This window comes from Verrucomicrobiota bacterium (assembly GCA_016871535.1).
GTDB lineage: Bacteria > Verrucomicrobiota > Verrucomicrobiia > Limisphaerales > SIBE01 > VHCZ01.
Window position 1 is genome coordinate 1 of sequence record VHCZ01000001.1, and the last position, 18346, is coordinate 18346.

The following is an 18346-nucleotide window of genomic DNA, read 5'->3' on the forward strand; positions in this document are numbered from 1 at the left end:
GTTCTGCTCACTCGAAATGACCTTTTGTTGGTTGTTAGCTGTTCTTGAACAAACATATTTCAACCAATATTGACGGGCATTTCGAGCTTTTTTCTTTTTTCAAGCCAATAATCACGCTTGTTGCAGGACTAGTGATGTGTCTCACAAAATCTGAAAAGGCACACCCCCTGCTCCTTTCGGGTTTGCGACAGACAGATTCTGAATAGAACGTCCGTCGTTTACTCAAGCAAGGCGGCTCCGGGTGGAGTCGCCTCTTTGAGTGCCAGATTTCGGGAAGCCATGACGTTTGATGGCTAAAGTTTCGCAAGAAACTGCCGAATCATAATCCACAGGGCCCAGCGTGGGCTCGGGAAGTACGAATGGCGGCTCGGTGCATTTCACGGGGCCGCTATTCTCTGCTTCAAATTTCAGATTTTTTGGATTTTTTGTTGCGTTGGACCCTGGAGGAGCGTATAAGGAAATCCTTCCTGAGACGGTTCTGGTTCTATCTGTCACAAGTGCAACCGGTTTCGTTTCCACGCTGAGCCCGCTCCTTTGGAGGTAGCGGGCTGTTTTATTGGATAGCCTGCCATTCCAGTGCCCGGGGCAAGCTACAGTATGCGCTGATCCCGGCGCGCCACGGACATCCCATAGCGCCCGTTCGCCTGCCGGAGCCGAATGTGTGCTGCGAAAGCCTTTGATAGCCGCGAAGAGTTCAACACCGCGTTCTTTTTCCCGCCAACGAGAACCTCTCCCTCCTTCAAGATGAGGACGTGGGAGAACACCGGCATGATTTCTTCGACGTGGTGCGTTACAAGGATAAGCGTTGGGGCGCGGGGCCGCCGGCCCAGACGATCCAGGAATTGGAGGAAATGCTCGCGCGCGGCGGGATCCAACCCGGCGCACGGTTCATCCAGAATCAGCACGTGCGGTTCGGCCATCAAGGCGCGACCAATGAGCACGCGCTGACGTTCGCCCTGGGAGAGGTAACCCCACGCACGATCCGCAAGATAGCCGCACTCGATTCCTGCCAGAATTCGTCGGGCGCGGCCGCGATCCGCAGCCGTGATTTTCCCCCAGTAATCGATCACCGCGTATTTGCCGCTCACGACCGTTTGCAGCGCCGGTTCATCCTCCGCCATCCACTGGCGGATGGATGAGCTGACCAGGCCAATTTTTCGGCGCAGTTCCGGCCAGTTGGCGTGACCGTATCGCTGTCCGAGCAGTTCGATCGTGCCGGCCGTTGGCGTCAGATACGCGGTCAACGCGCTCAGCAACGAAGTCTTGCCCGAACCATTCGCCCCCAGAATCACCCAGTGCTCGCCGCGCTTCACTCGCCAGGAAAGATTTCTGAGGATGGAGGTTGTCCCGCGGCGAATGTTCAGGTCGGAGACTGCGAGAACGGTCGTGCTGCGGTCGGGTTTCACGCGACAGCGAGAAAGCGAAAGAGTGCGGTCAGCCGGCGCTTAGCTTTGCCTTGTTCCCCAGGTTCTCTTCCATGCTTGTGACATGGGTGGGATCGATCGTGAGCACTCAGTCCCCTTCGATAATGAGCACCAGCACCCGGGCGCCGACGGCGATATGTTCCGGGTGGGGCACAAGAAAACTGCGTCCGTCCGACAGGCTCAACGTAAACGGCTTGAAGTTGCCACGGATTTTCTCGCGGATGCGGTCAATAATCATACATGAGATTGCGCTGTTGCGATTGTGGCCATGACCGTATTTGAACGCAGTGCTGCCAGCAAACTTCTTTTTCGCCGCGTTCCAAACCGAGCAGCGTGGCGATACGTTGCCCGTGAACGCGGTAGGGCGAGTTGACCTCAACGAGCCGCTCGACGTGCGTGGAACACATCCGACTCGGCTCGCTGGGGACAGGCTCGCCCTACCGTCCGGTTCTTTTTCGCCGCGTTCCAAACCGAGCAGCGTGGCGATACGTTGCCCGTGAACGCGGTAGGGCGAGTTGTCCTCAACGAGCCGCTCGACGTGCGTGGAACACGTCCGACTCGGCTCGCTGGGGACAGGCTCGCCCTACCGTCCGGTTCTTTTTCGCCGCGTTCCAAACCGAGCAGCGTGGCGATACGTTGCCCGTAAACACGGTAGGGCGAGTTGTCTTCAACGAGCCGCTCGACGTGCGTGGAACACGTCCGACTCGGCTCGCTGGGGACAGGCTCGCCCTACCGTCCGGTTCATGGGAAGCCTGCTTGGTTTCAGAACCATGCTCTCGCCCCATGAACTGGTAAGGACGCATTCCACCGCGTCCCTGGAATTGCACTTTCGACCGCGGAGTAAAGTCAGGGACGGAGTGGAATCCGTCCTTACCGGATTCATGGGAAAACCAATAAAGACGGCCCTCTCCTCCCTTACCCGGGAAGAGAGGGAGTCGAACGTCGAAAAAAAGAAGGCCGGACTTTTGGTCCGGCCTTCGTGTGTTTTCCTGAGAATTCGTTAGTTCTTGATTCGCCCGAAGAGAGCAGCGCCCGTGGGCTTGAAGGTGTACGGACTGGCCGCTCCGGGGACGTCCTGCCACGGACCGGTCACCGCACCCGCCGCTTGCAACGTGCCGCCGCCGGTCCACTCAATCGTGATGCTGCCGTCGGCGTTCTTGGCGAACTTGGTGAACTTCGCGCCGGCGACCGTGATCGGCCGAATTTGATCCGGAGGCGTTCCCGTGAACAATTTGCCGACTTCTTCCGCCGTCAACGCGCTGGCAAACACGGCGAAATCGTCGATATCGCCGTGGGTGTTGTTGCCGCCGCCATTATCGGAACCGATGTTCAACTGGGTGAATTCCGCGTGGAGCGGCGCCGTGTTGCGCCTGTTCTCCAGGAACAGCTTGCCATCGATCCAGATTTGTTTGTGGTCTCCGTTCTTCTGCAGAACGATGTGCCGCCACTGGCCGAAGAACGCATTGGCGTCGCCGGTGAATCCGGAGAAGGTATCGATGTTTGCTCTCAAGCGCTCCGTGTCGTTGCAGCAAGCGCCGCCGGTGTCAAAGTAGATCACACTGTCACCCCACGGTGCGTGCGCCTGGAATGTCCGATTACGCTCCCCGCCCTCGCCGCTGCTCCAAAGGACCGAGCTGTTTTTCACGACGTCCAACCGTTGCCAGAGCGAAACGGAGAGCTGATTTTGCATGCCGCCGAGGTTCATGAACGAAACGTCCTTGCCGGCGATGCGGATTGTACCGTTGACAACCGGGTCCGCCGACCCGACTTTCGCCGCGCGGTCTCCCGCCTTTCCGGTTCGTCCTTTGGCGTCGTCCGTGTACTTGGCGCCGTTCAACATTTCGCCGACGTACCCACCGACTTTAGACTTGGCTTTCGCAGGATCGCTGGCGTCGTTGAAGTCAAAGTAAGCCACCAGGTCTTTGTTGATCGCGGTGAAGGTCCATTCACGGGTCACCGCTGCCCCGCCTTCGGTGTAGCTCAACTGGGCGGTGTGAACAGACTTGGAAGCAAATGGGCTCGCCGGTTTGAACGTCACCGTCGTCACGTTCCCTTGTTTGGCGGTGGTAGCCGCGACATCGGCGCCATCCAGCTTGAGTTTAACCGTGGCGCGGTCGATCGGGCTTGCGCCATCGACGATTTCAGCCAGGACCGGTTGTTCCCCGGTCGCGCCGCCCGAATTCGCAGCGGGGTCCACCTTGCGCACGACGGCTTTCGTGCCCGTTGGCAGAATGGCACGATAAGCTTTCAGACCGCCGCTGGCGTCGTCATTGACCAATACTTTTGTGCCGTCGGCTTTGAACGTGAACCATTCGATATTGGCGCCGCCGCCGCCTTCTTCCCAAATGGTCCGGAACGCATAGACACCCGCTTCTTGGGCGACCACGCTGAAGATCGTGTCGGCCGCGCCGCGTCCGCCGTTGAATTCTCCGGCGAATCGGGGCTCCGTCAAAGCATCTCTCAGTGAACCGACCGGACCGGCCGTGGTTCGGAAGCCATCGTCGCTGTTTACGCCCATCCGGGTAATTCCGGCCGGCAATTCGATGTAAGTGATGATCTCAGCCGCGATGGCGTCGGAGCCTCCTTCCACACCGGGGATACCCGGCATCTGTTCGTCTGGAGTAAAGGCTCCGTTGCTGCCGGCGGCCTGGTCAAAGTTGATGACTTTGCTGACTTCAAACGTAATCGGCGCCCACTCAGGATTCGGAGCCTGGGCAGGACCGTCTGCGCCGCCTACGGCGCTGGGGTCAGCGTGGTTGGGAAGAGGATTTCCATCCGCGTCTCTGAACAATCCGGCGAGTTGGTGTTCGGTGCGTTTATTGGTATTCTGCGTACCGACGGAGTTGTGCTGCGTCACGCGCCAGAGGAAGCCACGTTTGCTCGTATCTGGAGTTACTTTGTAAATAGGCGTCAACAGCGCATAGTTTGGCACCGTGAACGATTTTTCCAGGGACTGAGCAGCCCCGGCGCTGTCGGCGAAATCGAGCTTTGCCGAGTGTGTCGAATTTGGCGGAAGCGCGGCAGGGGCGTCGTACAACACAGTGGTCAGCGTCCCCGACTTGGCCGCCTTTGCGGTGACGGTCGCACCATCGAAAGTCAGCTTCACCGAACTGGCACTGACTGTCAGGGCTCCAGGGCCTGTCCCGTCCTCGATACTGAAGGAAACACCTGAAAGAGAGGAACTGAAACCAGCAATGTATGGCTTCGCCAACGACGGACGGTCGAACGTAGCCAGGAATTCTCCCGGAATGGGCGCATCTCCGTCCTGGGGCAATGGATCGCCCGGTTTGGCCCACGCCACGGCCAGGTTATCGCCGCCGCCGCCTTCCTTCATCAAGCCCTCGATATAATACGGTCGATTGGCGGTGAGCCGAATCGGCTTCGATATATTGTCGAACCGTTCCGTTGGCAGGCCGGCATCCAGTCTATTCCGCCGAGTCTCGGACGCGAAGGCGCGAACTGGATTCCATGAAGACTCTCGGCAGATCAGGACCCTGTTGGCAGGAGAGTCGTCCGTGCTTAACCACAATTCCGCATTGTCATCCGCGGCGATCGCAAAAGTGTAGTCGCCTGTTGTCTTAGGATAGAGATAGCCGATGATTTGGACGCCGTAGTTGTTTTTGACGTCGGCTGGAGGCTGCGAGCCATCCGGATTCGCGGGCCACTCGAAAACAGGGGGATAAGCTACCACGTCGGGGGAATTGGGGAACCTCGGGTCATTTTTCAAAGCGGGGAGGGTGGTCCCGGTGATGTTCAAGAATTCTCGGGCGGTAATGAGTCCCTGCGGGGCCGTGGGTGCTGCCGCATTAGCTGGCTGAAAAGCCAGGCCAGCCAAAAGCAGCAATCCTGAGGCGGCTAGTTTTCTTTGGAACGGGTTCATAGGTTTTGGTTTTGAGTTGTCTGCGTCGTTTGTTGATGTGGAAGGCCCAAAGCAAGTCTTCGCAGCCAGCTATTGACGGAATAGTGCTCTTGCCTGGGGCACTCTAGTTTCGCGGATTACACACGGAACGTCGGCACGTGGCAAACCTAAAAATAGAATTCCGCTTGAGGAAGCTGTCCCCAAATCTGGTTACAGCCCGCGCGGGTGCGGAGTTCAAAGTTTCAAGTTTCAAGTTCCAAGTTTCTATCCCACGGTCTGATCAGTAGTCGGCCATCTTGTTGACACCGCCGGTCAGATGGACTCGAATGGCCGCTCCAAATGCACGCCGCGCGCCTCCAGTTCTCGATCGTCACCGCCGCATGCGCTTGGGCCTTGAGCGGACACGGCCAAACGCCGGTGCCCACCTGTCCGCCGGATTGGAAGCTGGAACTGGTCGCAGCGGCGCCGAAGATTCGCCATCCCTCGGTCGTGGCCTGCGCGCCGGATGGACGCGTCTTCGTTGCCGAAGATCCGATGGACATCAGCGCGCCCTCCGCGAACCTGGCGTTGGGCCGGATTATTTGTCTCCATCCGGGCGGACGCGCCACGGTGTTTGCCGACCAGCTTTACGCGGTGTTCGGCTTGCAATATCTCGAAGGCAAGCTCTACGTTCTGCACAACCCCAAGTTCTCCGTGTTCACGGATGACCACGGCGTCGGGCGCGACCGCGTCGATCTGATCGAATCCACGAACCCCAATCCTTGGGCGTTGGATTGGAACGATCATGTGCCGGCCAATTTCCGCCTGGCGATGGATGGATATTTCTACGTCGCGGTCGGCGACAAAGGCCTCTACGGCGCGGTGGGAAAGGACGGCAAACGGATCGATCTTTACGGCGGCGGCATTCTTCGGCTGCGTCCCGAGGCCACGCAACTTGAAGTGTATTCCACCGGTGTGCGCAACATTCTCGACGTCGCGGTCAATGCCGAGGACGACCTCTTCACTTACGACAACACCGACGAACAACAATGGATGTCGCGCCTGACGCACATGGTCGATGGCGGATTCTATGGTTACCCTTACGATTTCATCCCGCAGCAACCTTACACGCTCTGGATGATGGCCGATTACGGCGGCGGGGCGGCGACCGGCGCGCTGGCTTACAACGAAGACGCGCTCCCCTCCGAGTACCACGGCAACCTTTTCCTCGCGGACTTCGGCAAACGCCAGTTGCTCCGCGTGCGGATCGCTCGCGACGGCGGCAGCTACCGCGCGGAATCGCGCCAGGATTTTTTCACGAATGTTCCGGAGGATTTCCGTCCCGTCGGGATCGCCCTCGCGCCGGACGGCTTGAGTATTTACATCTGCGATTGGAACCATCGCGACACGAAGGCCAAGGTGGAAGCGGGCCGGTTGTTCAAGTTGAGTTACACCGGGCCAAGCCGCGCGGCTCCCAGACCGGACTGGTTCCTTCCCGCCGCGATGGGGCAGGGATGCAGCGCCAGCTTTGATGAACTGATCAAAGCACTGGCCCATCCCGCTCAAAGCGTCCGGCTGACGGCCCAACGCCAAATCTCGGCCAAAGTAGGACAGGCTTCCAGCCTGTCCGAACGGAGCGACGCGACTGACCGACTCAGCCGTTTGTTGACAGATCCCGCCGCCCCGACTCACGCCCGCTGGCACGCGCTCTGGACGCTTGATGCTATCGATGGCGGTCTCGCCGCGCGGGCGGCTGTTGTTACGGCGGTCAAGGACCGCGATCCCAGCGTGCGCCGACAGGCCATTCGCCAGCTTGGCACTCGCCGCGTGCGGGAGGCCGCGGCCTTGTTGGCGGAGCAACTCAAAGACGCAGACGCGTCAATCCGTTTCCAGGCCGCAACCGCTTTGGGCCGGCTCGGAACTCCCTCCGCCGTGCCGGCCTTGCTCGACGCGCTTGACGAACGGGATTTGTTCGCCCGTTACGCCGCCTTCACGGCGTTGAATCGAATCGGGGGCGCGGCCCCGTCTGCCTGGAACGCCATCGTCACGGGTTTGGAAAGCGCGAAGCCACGAGTTCGCGAAGGCGTGACGTCCGCCTTCCGCGACACTTACGACGCAACACTCGTAAGCATTCTGGCCAAGCTCGTCCGGGAAGCGACAAAACCAGCTCCGGCTCGCGAAGCCGCGTTGAGGGTCCTCGCCAGTTGGCACCGTCAAAGGCCGCCATGGAAAGGCGAGTGGTGGGCGTACCATCCGGTGAACGCGCCGCCACCGCAGAAGACGATCGACTGGGCGGGCACGCCGACCATTCTTGCGGCGTTGCGAGAGGGCCTGCAAGAGGCCGACCGTTCGGTTCGCCTGGCAAGTCTTCAGGGCATTCTGGAAGCGAAGGACACCGCCGCAGCGCCTCGCCTTCGAGAATTGTTTCAAAAGGAGAAAGACCCGGAGATCAAACGGGAATTGCTGGCGGCCTTCGGCGCGCTGAAAGACAACGCCGCGACGAAGCTAATCCGCAATGTCTTGAGTTTGTCCGATGCCGCTCTGCTGGCCGGCGCAATTTCCGCAGCGGAACAGATTGGCGGGGATGAATTGTCCGAGGCGCTCACGAAATTCCTTCAGACGAATCCTTCGGATCGCGCCCTGCTCCTGAAAACCCTGCAGGCGCTGGGCAATTTGAAAGTCTCCCAGGCGCGCGATGCAATCGCGGCGCACGCCACGAGCCGCGATGCGGCAATCCGCCGGCAGGCCTTCGACGCGCTGGTGAAGCTGGGTCCCGGTGTGGCGCTCTCTCAATTCCCGGCCTTGCTGGATCACCCATCGCTCGCGGTCCGGCGCAGCGCGATGCTCGCGTTGGGCGCAACAAAATCCGCCGAAGCCGTGCCGCATTTGCTGCGGGCCTATTCCGTGAATGAAACCCGCGACGAAGCGATCTCGGCCCTGGCTTCGATTCCGGATGCGCGGGCCCTGGATGCCTATTGGGCGGGACTGCTCGCGAAGGATGCGTTGCTGCGCCAGAAGTGCCGCAAAGCGCTGCAAGAAATCCGCCAGACGGCGATCCCGGAAATCGAACGCCGACTGGACGGCATGACCCCGGACATCGTGGCCGAGTTGCAATCCACGTATCGTGGCGATGCCGAAGCGTTGAAGAGCCGGCTCTTTTCGGTGCCGGTGAAAAAGCCGCAGCCCTCCGAGTATTTGGATTTCGCCTTCAAGACCGGCGGCGACGCGCAGAATGGCCGGCAAGTGTTTGCCGATTTGGGCCGCACTGCTTGCGTGAAATGTCACGCGGTGGGACGCGAAGGCGGCAACGTGGGCCCCGACCTCAGCACGATCGGCTCGCAGTTTTCGCGGCGCGAACTGGCCGAAAGCATTCTTTTTCCCAGCAAAGCCGTGCGCGAAGGCTACCAGCAAGTCATCGTAGAAACCAAAGACGACGAGAGTTTTTCCGGACTGGTGAATGCGGAAACGGCCGAAGTGCTCGTCCTGCGAGATGGCGAAGGGAATCTCCATCGAATTCCCAAGGCTCGGTTGCAGAGCCGCCGGGCGAGCGCGCTGTCGCTCATGCCGGAAGGTTTGCACGAAGTGCTCACGCCGTCGGAGTTCGCCGACCTCGTGGCGTTTCTGGAATCGTTGAAAGACGATGCCCGAAAGTCTGGCCGTGAAAAATGAAGTTGAATCAACGCCGAAACGGTCTAGTTATTCTCCCAATGAACGCGGTTAAGACAGAACGATTCAGTCGGGATTGGGGAGCGCACGCGCCCTCGCGTGTGCGGACGGGCGCCTCGCCAGTCGGATCGTCGTTGAAACCATCGCGTAATGGGGGGGACGGTTCCGTTCGATTGCATGAGGTCGGCGAGGGCGCCGACGGGAGCACGCGAGGGCGCCTGTGCTCCCCATCCGACCCGAATCGTTCCGGCTAAGACGTGAAACTCACAGACCTTCGCGGCATTCTTCAATACATTCCCAGTTTCCGGGAAAAGGTTTTCATCATCAGCATCGATGGCGCCATCGTCACCGATGAGAACTTTGCCAACATTCTGCTCGACGTCGCGGTCTTGCGCTCGCTGAACATTCGCGTCGTGCTGGTCCACGGAGCGGCGGCGCAGATCAAAGCCCTGGCCGTGGAGCAAGGAATCACGCCCTCCGATCTGGAAGGAACCGGCATTACTGATGCCCCGACCTTGAAGCTGGCGCTGACCGCGGCCAATCGCCTCACGCACGAAATCCTGGAAGGCCTTTCCGCGAATGATCTGCGCGCGGCGTGCACGAATGCGATCATCGCCCACCCCGTTGGGATTCTTCAGGGCCTCGATCATTTGTTCACGGGCAAAGTCGAGCGCGTGGACGTCGAGCTGCTCCAAACCTTGCTCAGCCAGGGCATCCTTCCGGTCGTGCCGCCGCTGGGCTTCGACGGCGATGGCAAGACGTATCGCGTCAATTCCGACGCCGTGGCGGAGTCGATTGCGGAGGGGCTGAAAGCGGCCAAGCTGATCTACATCACCACCCAGGACGGTTTGGTTCGGCAAGGCCAGCTCATTCGCCAGATGATCGTGGGCGATCTGACGCAAATCCTGACGCATCGGAAAAGCGAGTTGGCTCCGGAGGGACTCTCGAAAGCCACCTACGCGGCGGCGGCCTGCACCAGCGGCGTGCCCCGCGTCCACATCATCAACGGCCGCGTCGATGAAGGCTTGCTGGCGGAGGTGTTTTCCAACGAAGGCATCGGCACGCTCATTTACGCCAATGAATATCAGCAAGTCCGGCGCGCCATGAAGAAAGACGCGCGGAACATTCTCACCATGATCCGCAACTCCGTCGAAACCGATGAACTGGTCAAGCGCTCGCGCTCGACGGTGGAGAAACAACTGGGCGACTATTACATCTTCGAGATCGACAAAAACCCCGTGGCGTGCGTCGCGCTGCACGTTTATCCGGAGCAACGCAAGGGCGAACTCGCTTGCCTCTACGTCCGGCCTTCGCATGAAAACCAGGGCATCGGGCGCAAGCTCATCAATTACGTGGAGACGAAAGCGCGGGAACTCGGACTGGACGAGCTGATCACGCTTTCGACTCAGGCGTTCACGTATTTTCAATCCAAGGGCGGTTTTGCCGAAGGAACGCCTGACGACCTGCCGCCCGCGCGCCGCGAGAAGTACGGCCAGAGCGGGCGCAACTCCAAGGTGCTCGTCAAAAAACTGGCGAAGCCCGCTCCGGCGGACGGGCCGAAGGCCGCGGAGTGACCGTTGAACCGCGCCGTGGGAGCGTCAGAGTGTGGGAGCGTCAAAGCGCCATAGCGTGGAGGCAGAATTCCCTCAGTTCAGGGTGGGGCGAGGCTCCCGCCGGGCCCATGCCATCGAAGAAAAGCTCGGCAGCCTCGCCCGGCCGTCGTTAACTGAGGGGTCACTGAAGGCAGAATTCCTGAGAGCTTGTCGGCGACACGACGTGCGCCCAACGCGATTTGTTCTGGCGGTGGATGTCCGCACGCAGACGATGGCGCTGCTGGAGCAACGCGTGGCCGGGGGGCGGAGCGCCGGTCTCCGACCCGGCGCGTTCCGGCAACATCCGACCTCCGCGCCGAATCGGAGTTCGGAGCTTCGTTTTAAGGGAAGCTCTCACGACGTGCGACCCGTGCGTACGGCCCTTGATCCCATCGGCGGTAGGGCGAGTCCGTCCCGGCGAGCCGCTCGACGTGCTTGGAACACGTCCGGATCGGCTCGCTGGGGACAGGCTCGCCCCACCTTGAGGTTCATGGGAAGGTTCGCGGAAAGCATCCTCAATGGACCGAACGATTCGCCGCGTCGCGCCTACGTGATGCGACGGCGATACCGTATTTCCACCTCCCGGTTTGGCGTGGGCCAGAAGTCAGGCTCAAACCGGACCCCGCTCGGCTTGCACCGCGTCGCCGAAAAAATCGGCGAGGGGCGCCCCATCGGCACCGCGTTCCGGAGCCGAAAACCCGTCGGATTAGTCTGGCATGGTCTGCCGCGCGAACCCATCGTGCATCGCATTCTGTGGCTGGAAGGGCTGGAACGCGGCTTCAACCGCGGCGGAACAGTAGATTCGCACGCGCGTTACATCTACCTCCACGGGACCCACGACGAAATGACCCTGGGTCGGCCCGCTTCACGGGGCTGCATTCATGTCGCGGCCGCGGACCTGCTGCCGCTGTTTGACAAATTGCCGGTCGGGACGCTCGTTTGGATTACTGATCAGACCGCGGGAGTCAGGTTGTCGGACATTTCCAGAGCAAACCCCACCGCGTTGGTCGGCCAGTTCATTCAAACCCGAATCGAGTAAGTCTTCTACAGTCCATCTCCGCCCACGTCCGGTTTGAGCCAGGGTGTGCCGGTCCAGTACCAGCGAGAGGACTTGAGGCTTTCGATGTGCGTGTCGGCAAATGCGACGTTGCTCCGTTGATTGTGGCGCAGGTGCGGGCCGCCCCAATTCGGATCGCCGGGCGAAGTCACGCACCCGGTGCACGGCTCGTCGTTCTGCGGATCGTGCACGATCCAGCAACCCGGCTTTTCTGGAGTCGCAGGCGTGACGCACAGATTCGGGTCCTTGGTGTTCCGAGGACGGCTGCCGCCGTCGGTGAGATAAACCGTGGCCGCAGGCCGCCGCACGTCGGTATCCTTGATCTGGCGCCAGGTCGTCATGGGCCAGGTCTCCGGCCAATCGCAGCCGCCGAACCGGAAATTGGCGCTGTAGTTCGAGATTGATTTATCCTGGAGATCGCTCGGGTAAAGGGCCACGGCCTCCTTGAATTTCGGGGTCTTGCTCGGGCAGAGAATCAGGTTCGTCGTCTGTTGATACGGCTGGAGGAAATTGAACCAGGCTTTGCGGAAAACGTTCGCGCCGCGCACCTGGAACGTGAAGGAGTAACGTCCGTCGTGGTCGTCGCCATACACGCGCGCCGCGATGCTCATCTGCCGGAGGTTATTGATGCAACTGGTAGATTTGCCCTTCTCTTTCGCGCGGGACAGCGCGGGCAGCAACATACCGGCGAGGATCGCGATGATGGCGATGACCACCAGAAGTTCGATGAGGGTGAAACCTGGAGTGGGTGAGCGATGGACAGGCAGGCGCTTCATGGTAGTCCCAACGTTACCTTTGGAGGGGAAAAACTCAACGCGAAAGCCAAAGTTCGGGAGGTGTTCGCTGTGGCGCAGGTTTTCCAGCCTGCGGGTTCGGGCGACTTTCCAGTCGCCCGAAGCGGAACTGGAAAGTTCCGCTCACCAGCAGACAAGAATGTCTGCTCTACAATCGCTTGCCTCCCGTTGTTCGGCGCAAACTCATCTCCCAGGACCAAGGCGTCGTCGCTGGTGTCTCGGTCCATGATTTCAAAGCCAACTCCCCTCACCATCCCAACCGCTTCCTTTCGGCCATCGAGCGATCAGGCCAAGATCTCCCGCACCACTCGCCCTGCCACGTCAGTCAATCGAAAATCCCGGCCATTGAATCGGTAAGTCAGTTTCTCGTGATCGATGCCGAGCAAATGCAGCACGGTGGCGTGAAGATCATTGATGCTCACCTTGTCCACGGCGGCTTTGTGGCCGATTTCGTCCGTCTCGCCGTAATGAACCCCGCCTTTCACGCCGCCGCCCGCCATCCAGGTCGTGAAGGCGTGGGGGTTGTGGTCGCGGCCGGGCATTTTTGATTTTTGGGAAACGGGCAGACGGCCGAATTCGCCGCAGCAGATGACGAGAGTGGATTCGAGCAGGCCGCGTTGTTTGAGGTCCGTCAGGAGGCCCGCGATCGGCCAGTCCGTTTCTCCGGCGAACTGACGGTGGTTGCCTTCGATATCGACGTGGCCGTCCCAACTGCGTTCGTTCTCCATGCCGCCGCTGTAGATTTGAACGAACCGGACCCCGCGTTCGACGAGCCGGCGCGCCATCAAACATTGCTTGGCGAAGTGGGCGCACTCTTTGCGTTCGATGCCGTAGAGGCGCTGGATGTGCTCTGGTTCGCGCGCGATGTCGAGCGCTTCGGGCGCGGCCATCTGCATGCGATACGCGAGCTCGAAGCTTTCGATGCGCGCCGCGAGTTCGGAGTCGTCCTGCGCGGCTTCGAGATAATGCCGGTTCAGTTTCTTGAGCAAGTCGAGTTGCGCGCGCTGCCGCGAATCGTTCATCCGCTCATCGCGAGCGAGATTGTTGATGGGCGCGCCCTGGATATTGAGCGCGGTGCCCTGGAAAACCCCGGGCAGAAAGCCCGCACCCCAGTTTTGCGCGTGGCCCTTCGGCACGCCACGGCCCAGCGTGTCGTACATGACGATGAACGCCGGAAGATTCTGGTTTTCGGAGCCGAGTCCATACGTGACCCACGATCCCACGCACGGAAATCCCATCCGGCTGAAACCCGTGTTGATCTGGAACAGCGCCGGAGAATGATTGTTCGTCTCCGTGAAGCACGAGTGGATGAAGGCCATATCATCGACGTGCCGGACCATGTTTTGGAAAATCTCCGAAGCCCAGGCGCCGGATTGGCCGTGTTGCGCGAACTTGAACGGCGATTTCATCAGCGGCCCGACTTGGTCGGTAAAAAAGCCCGTTTTCTTGTCGAAGCCTTCGAGTTCCTTGCCGTCGCGCTTCGTCAACTCCGGTTTGTAATCCCAGGTATCGACCTGGCTTTGACCACCGTTCATGAAGAGCCAGATCACGGACTTTGCGGCGGCAGAGAAGTGCGACGGATGCGCGAGCAACGGATTGGCCGGAAGGCTGCCGGCCTGGGTGGAAAGCGCAAGCAGGCCATGGTCGTTCAGCAACGAAGCCAGCGCGAGCAAGCCGCAGCCCGAACCCGTACGACGCAGGAAATCGCGGCGCGATTGGAGTAGCGGACCAGGCGTGGCGATGAGATGGGGAAGTGTATTCATGGTTCGGTCAGGTTCGCGTCAACGTAGGGCAGGCTTCCAGCCTGCTCTCCCTCCGGGAGAGCCTCTGAGGCAAACGTCCAATCGCGAGGCGCGGGTTTCCACCCTGCTCCATCCGGATTGACAAAACGCGGTTTTCGAAGCGGTTTTGGGCAGGCAAGATGCCTGTCCTACGTTCGAGGTCTCATTCAACATAAATAAACTCATTCAAGCTCAGGACGGTCTGGCAGAAATCCGCCAGCGCGAGTTTCCTTGCCTCAGATCGCCCTTCGGTTTCGTACGACTTCGCTTGCTCCTCGATAAATTCGACGCCGTCGCTCAACTCGCGGCTCAGTGGCGCTCGACTCAAAGCCGCCTGGTAAGCCAGCGTGACGCACGAATCGAGATTTGAAGTTCGCTGGGCCAACGTCTCGGCAAACTGAAGCGCCGCCTTGCGCACGTGCGGATTGTTCATCATGAGCAAGGCTTGCGGCGGCACCGTCGTGGTCGCGCGCAAACCGAGGCTTTGCAGGCTGTCCGGCCCATCGAACTGGACCATCCACGGGATCAGTTTGCTGCGCTTGACCGTGAAGTAAATGCTGCGGCGGTTCATCCCTTCGTCCAGCGAACCGGCCCCCAACATGCGCGGGCTGAGTTGCCCGCTGACCGCGAGCATGGAATCGCGGATGGCCTCGGCCTCCAAACGCTGGCGGGGCCGATGCCAGAACAATCGGTTCTCGGCATCGATCTTTCCGCGCGCCTCATCGGTCTCGGTGCCCTGCAAATAAACCGCGCTGAGCATGATTTGCTTGTGCAGCGCTTTAAGTTTCCAACCGCTTCGGATGAGCTCGGTGGCAAGCCAGTCCAGCAAATCGGGATGCGTCGGCGGCGCGCCCGTCGCCCCGAAATCGCTGGGCGTGCTCACGATGCCGCGTCCCAGGTGATGTTGCCACAGTCGATTGACGATCACGCGGGCGAGCAACGCGCCCGCGCCGGCGTCCACATCGGTGATCCAGTTGGCGAGCGCCGCGCGGTGGAAAGGCGTGCGGGCGCCAGCCGGCGGTTCGCATTGCCAGCGCTTTTCAGCCGCTTGCGGCCGCATCAGCACTTGAAGAAAACCCGGCGGCGCTTCGTTCTGCTTTTGCGCCAGGTCGCCGCGCTTGAGCAAGAAAGTCTTCTCGTAAAAGTCCGGCCCTTGCGTGTGCAGCCGCACGGCGGGCAAACCTTCGCTGCAGACGAGCGCTTTGACCATTTGCGGATGCGGTTCGCGTTTGAGATGGGCTTGCACTGCGCCGTGGAGTTTCCGCCATGCGGCGTCGGTTGTTCGAAAGATTCGAGACAGCGCTTCCTTCTGCGCGTCCTCGCGTTGGTCGGGTGCAGCGGCCAGAGCCTTTTGCGCCTCGACAAACGTCTTGTGCGGAAAATGCTCCGCCCCTAGCGCCGGCACTTCAGCGGAGGTGCTGATCGATAATCGGAATCGGCCCAGGTTGTGGCGGTATTCATCCGGGCCATTGAAGCGGAGCGAGAAGTTGAGGACCGCTCCTCCGTCAAACGCGATCGGCTTTTCCAATTCAAAAATGGCCGCGTGATCCTGGCCGACCTTCGATGTCACACGCCACCCGGAGATCCTGTCCCCGTCGATCGCCGCCGCGGCGGGCGCCTTCTGATCTTCGTGGCTGGCGCGAACGTTGGCGAATTTGACCTTCTGTCTGGCTGCGTCCTTCTCTTTGGCCGGTGCGGCGCTCAACTCGAAATCGGTCAAAATAAAATCGCTGTTGTCGTTCCAGCCCGGACCGCGCCCAGGCAGAGTGTCGTGCGTCAATGCTTCGAGGCGAATCGCAGTGATATTCGTCAGCGGGGTGCGAGCGGAAAACGTGTAGGCATTGGGCACGCCCGCCGTGACCTTCACCAGATACGAGTCGTCGCTTTGCCGTTGCGCGTTGGAGATGCCGTAGTAAGCGCTGGAAACGCCGACATTTTCCGCTTCCAGCGTCAGCCACGCCGGTTGCGGCAATGGCGGATCGGACTTCAGCCATTGCTCGAATCGCGCGGGCAATTCTTCTTTCTCGAACTTCGCCAGAGCTTCGGCCAGCGGTTTGTGCTCGCGGTCGAACGCCACCTTCCGCTCGCGCGTCTGGCGTGGATTCAAATCGATGTCGTGATCGCTGCGGACCGTGGTCGTGAAGGTCGAAATCAATCGATAGTAATCCGCGGTCGGGATCGGATCGAACTTGTGATCGTGACACCGCGCGCAACCGAGCGTGAGACCGAGCATGGCCGTTCCGATCGTGTGGATCTTGTCGTCGAGCTCATCGTAACGCTCTTTCTCCGCTTGATTGGCGGTAATCTGGGTGGCGTGAGTGCCGGCGGCGAGGAACCCGGTGGCTTTCCAGGCTTCCGCTTCGTCAGGGGCAAGTTCGTCGCCGGCAATTTGCCAGCGGACGAACACATCGTACGGCAAATCCTGATTTAGCGCCCGGATGACGAAGTCCCGATATTGATAAGCGAACGGGCGATCATAATCCTGCTCGTAGCCGTGGCTTTCGCCGAAGCGCGCGAGGTCGAGCCAGTGCCGGCCCCAGCGCTCGCCGTAATGCGGGTTCGCCAGCAAGCGATCGATCAGTTTCTCGTAGGCGTCGGGAGCGTCGTTCTTCAGGAATGCCTCCACCTCCTCAGGCTTCGGAGGCAAGCCGACCAAGTCCAGGTACGCCCGGCGAATGAGCTTTCGCTTGTCCACCGGCGAGTTGGGTCTGAGGCCTCTGGCTTCGAGTCTGGCGAGAATGAAGCGATCGATCGGAGTGCGAACCCAGGAAGTCGCTTTGACCTCTGGCGGTTCGACGCGGCGCAGCGGCAGGAACGACCAGAACCTCCGCCGCTCCTCCAGGTTCATGCTGGCGGCGAGCTTTGGCGGCGCGCCTGCTTCCCTCGGATCCGGCGCGCCCATTTTCACCCATTCGACGAGGACGGCGATCTGGTCCTCCGTGAGCTTCTTCTTCGGCGGCATCTGCGTCTTTTCATCCGAGGATTTCACCGCCTTGATCAAGGCGCTGTTCTCCGGGTCCCGCGGCAGGATGACCGGGCCGTTCTCGCCGCCTTTCATCCAGCCGGCGCGCGAGTCGAGCAAAAGCCCGCCTTTCTGCTTGCCCGACTCCAGCGAATGGCACTCGTAACAATGGTCCACGAGCAAGGGCCGGACTTTCGATTCAAAGAAGGAAAGCCCCTTCTCGGTCAGAGGCGCCGCCGCGCGCGGGGAACAGACGGAACACGCGAGGCACAGGGCGAGAAAAAGGCGTCGCAAGCGACGAGGGGTTGGACGCATCGGATCAAGTATCATGGCACTTCGTATCGGCGCATTTTGGCAGTTCTTGGAAATTTCGATTCAATATGACCGGCGAAGCGCAGCGTCGCAACTCCGCAGTGGGCCGGAACGCGTCCTCACCAGGTCAAGCCGTATCCATTGAGTTTTGGCATGGGGAGCGCACGCGCCCTCGCGTGCCGTGGTCGGCGCCCTCGCCGACCACGTCGGTTCAGTCGAACCAACGACTCATGATGGAAACGCCCGACGCGTCCATTTCGACCGGCGAGGCGCGGTCGAAACGCGCGAGGGCGTGTGTGCTCCCCAATATGACTGCATAGTGCGGCTAATCCGTGATGCCAAGGATTTGACGGGCGCGACGGATCAGGCCCAAACCATGTTCCGCTTCGCCTAATTCCAGACATACCTCGCCGAGCGTCAACACTGCCATTCCGCCCCAGAATGACTGCGTTTTGCCGGAACTCGTCGCGCTTTCCAGTTCGACCCGGGCCTGAAAAAGTTCGCCCTGACGAATCCAAAAGAAACCCCGGGCAATGGCGGCCAAAGCGGCATCGAACTGCCGGGCGAGTTGCGGGATGGCAGTGGAAGCGCGATCCGGGTTGTCCGAAAACGCGCGCTCGAACAGCGGAAGAAATCCGGACGCGGACCCGTGCAGCGACACTGCGAAACGACGCACCTGCTCCAGAACCGCCGCCAATCTCGGACTCATGGCGGCGCGCCAGGCGTTGTGCGGGCGGACGGCAGGGCGTTTCCCAGGGCTGGAGAACAGAGGATCGCCACTCACGGAGCGATTCTCGCAAAGCCGCCGCGAGAAACCAGCTCTTTCGGCAAACCCCTCAAGGACGGTGGAGCGAAGCTGCTGCGGAGCTTTTCTTCGATGGCATTGGCTCGGCAGCAATTCTGATTTTGGCTTGGAGCGC

General features: G+C 60.6%; 11 protein-coding genes. 3 read left to right on the plus strand and 8 right to left on the minus strand.

Annotated elements, in window-relative coordinates; all coding sequences use genetic code 11:
* Positions 1-590 precede the first annotated feature (590 nt).
* From FJ398_00005 to FJ398_00020, 4 genes are all read right to left on the minus strand, one after another.
* Entirely contained in the window at positions 591-1406 is an 816-nt protein-coding gene (locus tag FJ398_00005; protein MBM3836343.1) for an ATP-binding cassette domain-containing protein, read from the minus strand.
* Positions 1407-1512: 106 nt separating this feature from the next.
* Complete coding sequence (locus tag FJ398_00010; protein MBM3836344.1) at positions 1513-1893, minus strand: hypothetical protein; 381 nt, start codon at positions 1891-1893, stop codon at positions 1513-1515.
* A 52-nt stretch (positions 1894-1945) separates the two neighbouring features.
* Positions 1946-2227, minus strand: a complete 282-nt coding sequence (locus tag FJ398_00015; GenBank protein ID MBM3836345.1) for a hypothetical protein — start codon at positions 2225-2227, stop codon at positions 1946-1948.
* A gap of 197 nt (positions 2228-2424) precedes the next feature.
* Positions 2425-5304: a hypothetical protein gene (locus FJ398_00020; GenBank protein ID MBM3836346.1), complete on the minus strand. Its 2880-nt coding sequence runs from the start codon at positions 5302-5304 to the stop codon at positions 2425-2427.
* A gap of 318 nt (positions 5305-5622) precedes the next feature.
* Between FJ398_00020 and FJ398_00025 the strand changes: the two genes are divergently transcribed.
* The 3 genes from FJ398_00025 (at position 5623) to FJ398_00035 (ending at position 11559) form a co-directional block, all read left to right on the plus strand.
* Entirely contained in the window at positions 5623-8931 is a 3309-nt protein-coding gene (locus FJ398_00025) for a c-type cytochrome (protein MBM3836347.1), read from the plus strand.
* Between the two features lie 254 nt (positions 8932-9185).
* Positions 9186-10502: an amino-acid N-acetyltransferase gene (argA, locus tag FJ398_00030; protein ID MBM3836348.1), complete on the plus strand. Its 1317-nt coding sequence runs from the start codon at positions 9186-9188 to the stop codon at positions 10500-10502.
* Positions 10503-10704: 202 nt separating this feature from the next.
* On the plus strand, positions 10705-11559 hold the full coding sequence (locus FJ398_00035) for a L,D-transpeptidase (protein MBM3836349.1): 855 nt from the start codon (positions 10705-10707) through the stop codon (positions 11557-11559).
* A 5-nt stretch (positions 11560-11564) separates the two neighbouring features.
* On the opposite strand, the gene FJ398_00040 is transcribed toward FJ398_00035, so the two are convergent.
* The 4 genes from FJ398_00040 to FJ398_00055 all read right to left on the minus strand — a co-directional run bounded on the left by FJ398_00040 (position 11565) and on the right by FJ398_00055 (position 18210).
* Positions 11565-12353, minus strand: coding sequence for a type II secretion system protein (locus FJ398_00040; GenBank protein ID MBM3836350.1), 789 nt, complete (start codon positions 12351-12353; stop codon positions 11565-11567).
* Between the two features lie 302 nt (positions 12354-12655).
* Entirely contained in the window at positions 12656-14134 is a 1479-nt protein-coding gene (locus FJ398_00045; protein MBM3836351.1) for a DUF1501 domain-containing protein, read from the minus strand.
* A gap of 181 nt (positions 14135-14315) precedes the next feature.
* Complete coding sequence (locus FJ398_00050; protein ID MBM3836352.1) at positions 14316-17444, minus strand: DUF1549 domain-containing protein; 3129 nt, start codon at positions 17442-17444, stop codon at positions 14316-14318.
* Positions 17445-17751: 307 nt separating this feature from the next.
* Complete coding sequence (locus FJ398_00055; GenBank protein ID MBM3836353.1) at positions 17752-18210, minus strand: hypothetical protein; 459 nt, start codon at positions 18208-18210, stop codon at positions 17752-17754.
* Between the last annotated feature and the right edge of the window lie 136 nt (positions 18211-18346).

Excerpts from the sequence above, each read along its gene's own strand:
- FJ398_00015 (MBM3836345.1), bottom strand. The coding sequence starts at position 2,227 with ATGCGTCCTTACCAGTTCATGGGGCGAGAGCATGGTTCTGAAACCAAG.
- FJ398_00020 (MBM3836346.1), bottom strand. The coding sequence starts at position 5,304 with ATGAACCCGTTCCAAAGAAAACTAGCCGCCTCAGGATTGCTGCTTTTG.
- FJ398_00025 (MBM3836347.1), top strand. The coding sequence starts at position 5,623 with ATGCACGCCGCGCGCCTCCAGTTCTCGATCGTCACCGCCGCATGCGCT.
- FJ398_00040 (MBM3836350.1), bottom strand. The coding sequence starts at position 12,353 with ATGAAGCGCCTGCCTGTCCATCGCTCACCCACTCCAGGTTTCACCCTC.
- FJ398_00045 (MBM3836351.1), bottom strand. The coding sequence starts at position 14,134 with ATGAATACACTTCCCCATCTCATCGCCACGCCTGGTCCGCTACTCCAA.
- FJ398_00050 (MBM3836352.1), bottom strand. The coding sequence starts at position 17,444 with ATGATACTTGATCCGATGCGTCCAACCCCTCGTCGCTTGCGACGCCTT.